Annotated in this window: 4 protein-coding genes; all 4 read left to right on the forward strand. The window is 60.6% G+C overall.

Going from position 1 to position 4,175, the window contains the following annotated elements; genetic code table 11:
- The first annotated feature begins 8 nt into the window (after nt 1-8).
- The 4 genes from leuC (at nt 9) to leuB (ending at nt 4,140) form a co-directional block, all read left to right on the forward strand.
- Nucleotides 9-1,427, forward strand: a complete 1,419-nt coding sequence (gene leuC / locus B7L09_RS28335) for a 3-isopropylmalate dehydratase large subunit (RefSeq protein WP_094471611.1) — start codon at nt 9-11, stop codon at nt 1,425-1,427.
- A 10-nt stretch (nt 1,428-1,437) separates the two neighbouring features.
- Entirely contained in the window at nt 1,438-2,082 is a 645-nt protein-coding gene (gene leuD, locus B7L09_RS28340; RefSeq protein WP_094471608.1) for a 3-isopropylmalate dehydratase small subunit, read from the forward strand.
- Nucleotides 2,083-2,239: 157 nt separating this feature from the next.
- Nucleotides 2,240-3,007, forward strand: a complete 768-nt coding sequence (locus tag B7L09_RS28345; RefSeq protein ID WP_094471609.1) for a class I SAM-dependent methyltransferase — start codon at nt 2,240-2,242, stop codon at nt 3,005-3,007.
- A gap of 50 nt (nt 3,008-3,057) precedes the next feature.
- A complete protein-coding gene (gene leuB, locus B7L09_RS28350; RefSeq protein ID WP_094471610.1) occupies nt 3,058-4,140 on the forward strand; it encodes a 3-isopropylmalate dehydrogenase in 1,083 nt (360 codons plus the stop codon).
- Nucleotides 4,141-4,175 lie beyond the last annotated feature (35 nt).

A 4,175-nucleotide genomic window follows, 5' to 3' on the forward strand; every position in this document is an offset into this window, starting at 1 on the left:
ACCGACTGATGGCCGGCAAAACGCTTTACGACAAGCTCTGGGATTCGCATTTGGTCAAACAGCGCGACGATGGCTCCGCGCTAATTTACATCGATCGTCACATCATTCACGAAGTGACCTCGCCGCAAGCCTTTGAAGGCCTGCGGCTGGCCGGGCGCAAGCCTTGGCGCGTCGACTCGATCATCGCCACCCCGGACCACAACGTACCGACGACCCCTGAGCGCAAGGGCGGCATCGACGCGATCGTCGACACTGTGTCGCGCCTTCAGGTGCAGACCCTCGACGATTACTGCGACGAATATGGCATCACCGAATTCAAGATGAATGACGTGCGCCAAGGCATCGTTCACGTGATCGGCCCGGAGCAGGGCGCGACGTTGCCCGGCATGACTGTGGTCTGCGGCGACTCCCACACCTCTACTCACGGTGCGTTCGGCGCGTTGGCCCATGGCATCGGCACATCCGAGGTGGAACATGTGTTCGCCACCCAGTGCCTGGTCGCCAAAAAAATGAAGAACATGTTGGTCCTGGTCGAAGGCACATTGCCCTTTGGCGTGACNGCCAAGGACATCGTTCTCGCNGTGATTGGCAAGATCGGCACCGCCGGTGGTAACGGCCATGCCATCGAGTTCGCCGGCAGCGCGATTCGCGACCTCTCCATTGAAGGCCGCATGACCATTTGCAACATGTCCATCGAGGCTGGCGCTCGCGTGGGCCTGGTGGCCGCTGACGAAAAAACCGTGGCCTACGTGAAGGGCCGTCCATTCGCTCCGAAAGGCGCGGAATGGGATTTGGCCGTCGAAGCGTGGAAAGACCTGGTGACGGATGAAGACGCCACGTTCGACACCGTCGTCGAACTCGACGCGACCCAGATCAAGCCACAAGTCAGCTGGGGCACTTCGCCCGAGATGGTCTTGGCGGTGGATCAGAACGTCCCGGACCCTGCGAAGGAAATGGACCTGGTCAAGCGCGGTTCCATCGAGCGCGCCTTGAAATACATGGGCTTGAAAGCCAACCAGGCGATTACCGACATCCAGTTGGACCGCGTGTTTATCGGTTCCTGCACCAACTCGCGGATCGAAGACCTGCGCGCCGCGGCGGTGATCGCCAAAGGCCGTAAAGTCGCCTCGACCATCAAACAAGCCATCGTGGTGCCAGGCTCGGGCCTGGTCAAAGCGCAAGCCGAAGCCGAAGGCCTGGACAAGATCTTCCTCGAGGCCGGTTTTGAATGGCGTGAGCCGGGCTGCTCGATGTGCCTGGCGATGAACCCGGACCGTTTGGAATCGGGCGAGCATTGCGCNTCGACTTCCAACCGCAACTTCGAAGGCCGTCAGGGCGCTGGTGGCCGTACCCACCTCGTGAGCCCGGCCATGGCCGCCGCCGCCGCTGTGAACGGTCGTTTCGTCGACGTCCGTGAATTGATCTAAGGAGCGCAGCATGAAAGCTTTTACCCAGCACACTGGTCTTGTCGCGCCTCTGGACCGTGCCAACGTCGACACCGACCAGATCATCCCCAAGCAGTTCTTGAAGTCGATCAAGCGCACCGGTTTTGGCCCCAACCTGTTCGATGAGTGGCGCTACCTGGACGTGGGCTACGCCTACCAGGACAACTCCAAGCGCCCGCTGAACAAGGACTTTGTGCTCAACGCCGAGCGTTACCAAGGCGCCAGCGTGTTGCTGGCCCGCGAGAACTTCGGTTGCGGCTCCAGCCGTGAACACGCGCCGTGGGCCCTGGAAGAATATGGCTTTCGCAGCATCATCGCGCCGAGCTACGCCGACATCTTCTTCAACAACAGCTTCAAGAACGGCTTGCTGCCGATCATCTTGAGCGACGCCGAAGTGGATGAGCTGTTCAAGCAAGTGGAAGCCGATNCGGGTTATCAGTTGCAGGTCGATTTGCAGGCCCAGACCGTGACCCGTCCTGATGGCAAGGTGTTGAGCTTTGAAATTGACGCCTTCCGTAAGCATTGCCTGCTCAACGGTCTGGACGATATCGGCCTGACGTTGATGGACCATGAAGCGATTGCGACGTTTGAAGCCAAGCACCGGGCGAGCCAGCCGTGGTTGTTTCGCGACGCGTGATTGATCCATCCGAGATTGATGTAGGCAGTTCCGGCCTCATCGCGGGCAAGCCCGCTCCCACAGGTTTTGTGAGCATCAAAAATCCCTGTGGGAGCGGGCTTGCCAGCGATGAGGCCCGAACGAACACCCCAAGACTCACCCCAAAAAGGAAGTCCCCATGACCCGCACCGCCCAGCACAGCCAGGTAGTCCAAAAGCAATTCGGTGAACAGGCCTCGGCCTATCTGAGCAGCGCCGTACATGCNCAAGGCACCGAATTCGCGGTGCTCCAGGCCGAACTGGCCGGGCAGGGCGCTGCACGACTGCTGGATTTAGGGTGTGGCGCCGGCCACGTGAGTTTTCACGTGGCGTCGCGGGTCAAGGAAGTGGTGGCCTACGACCTGTCCCAGCAGATGCTCGACGTGGTCACTGCCGCCGCTGTGGACCGTGGTTTGAGCAATGTGACCACGGTCAACGGTGCCGCCGAGCGCCTGCCGTTTGCCGATGGTGAGTTCGACTTCGTCTTCAGTCGTTACTCGGCGCACCATTGGAGCGATCTCGGCCTGGCCCTGCGCGAAGTCCGGCGGGTATTGAAACCGGGTGGGGTGGCAGCGTTCATCGACGTGTTGTCACCGGGCAGTCCGTTGTTTGACACTTACCTGCAAACCGTCGAAGTGCTGCGCGACACCAGCCACGTGCGCGATTATTCCGCCGGCGAGTGGTTGCGTCAGGTCAGCGAAGCGGGGTTGCATACCCGTAGCACTACGCGTCAACGGTTGCGGCTGGAGTACAACTCCTGGGTTGAGCGCATGCGCACGCCAGAAGTGATGCGCGCGGCAATCCGCGAGTTGCAGCAGTCGATGGGCAATGAAGTGCGCGAATATTTTGAGATTGAGGCCGATGGTTCGTTCAGTACAGATGTACTGGTGCTGATGGCAGAGCGATAGAATTTTTCCGGGGGCGCCCAAGGCGCACCGACTGATGACATGAGGAAAGCATGAGCAAGCAGATTCTGATTCTTCCTGGCGACGGTATTGGTCCGGAAATCATGGCCGAAGCGGTCAAAGTCCTGGAATTGGCTAACACCAAGTACAGCCTGGGCTTCGAACTGAGCCACGACGTGATCGGCGGCGCCGCCATCGACAAGCATGGCGTGCCCTTGGCCGACGAGACGCTGGACCGTGCCCGTGCTGCTGACGCTGTGCTGCTCGGCGCCGTAGGCGGCCCGAAATGGGACAAGATCGAACGTGATATCCGCCCTGAGCGCGGCCTGCTGAAAATTCGCGCGCAACTGGGCCTGTTCGGCAACCTGCGTCCGGCCATCCTCTACCCGCAACTGGCCGACGCGTCGAGCCTCAAGCCGGAAGTNGTTTCGGGCCTGGACATCCTGATCGTCCGTGAGCTGACCGGCGGCATCTATTTCGGTACACCACGCGGCACCCGCACCCTGGAAAACGGCGAGCGTCAGGCCTACGACACTCTGCCGTACAGCGAGAGCGAAATCCGCCGTATCGCCCGTGTCGGTTTCGACATGGCCCGTGTGCGCGGCAAAAAGGTCTGCTCCGTCGACAAAGCCAACGTACTGGCCTCCAGCCAACTGTGGCGCGAAATCGTCGAAGAAGTGGCCAAGGACTACCCGGACGTCGAACTGAGCCACATGTACGTCGACAACGCCGCGATGCAGCTGGTGCGTGCGCCGAAGCAGTTCGACGTGATCGTCACCGACAACCTGTTCGGCGACATCCTGTCCGACCAGGCCTCGATGCTCACCGGTTCCATCGGCATGCTGCCGTCGGCGTCCCTGGACACCAACAACAAGGGCATGTACGAGCCCTGCCACGGTTCGGCGCCGGACATCGCAGGGCAGGGCATTGCCAACCCGCTGGCGACCATTTTGTCGGTGTCGATGATGCTGCGTTACAGCTTCAACCTGAGCGACGCGGCCGATGCCATCGAGAAGGCCGTAAGCCTGGTGTTGGATCAAGGCTTGCGCACCGGTGACATTTGGTCACAGGGTTGCACCAAAGTCGGCACGCAAGAAATGGGCGACGCAGTAGTCGCCGCGCTGCGGAATCTGTAATCTCTCGGGCCCGCTTGNACTTTTNNTNNTGAAAG

This window comes from Pseudomonas mandelii (assembly GCF_002251635.1).
GTDB classification, from domain to species: domain Bacteria; phylum Pseudomonadota; class Gammaproteobacteria; order Pseudomonadales; family Pseudomonadaceae; genus Aquipseudomonas; species Aquipseudomonas mandelii_B.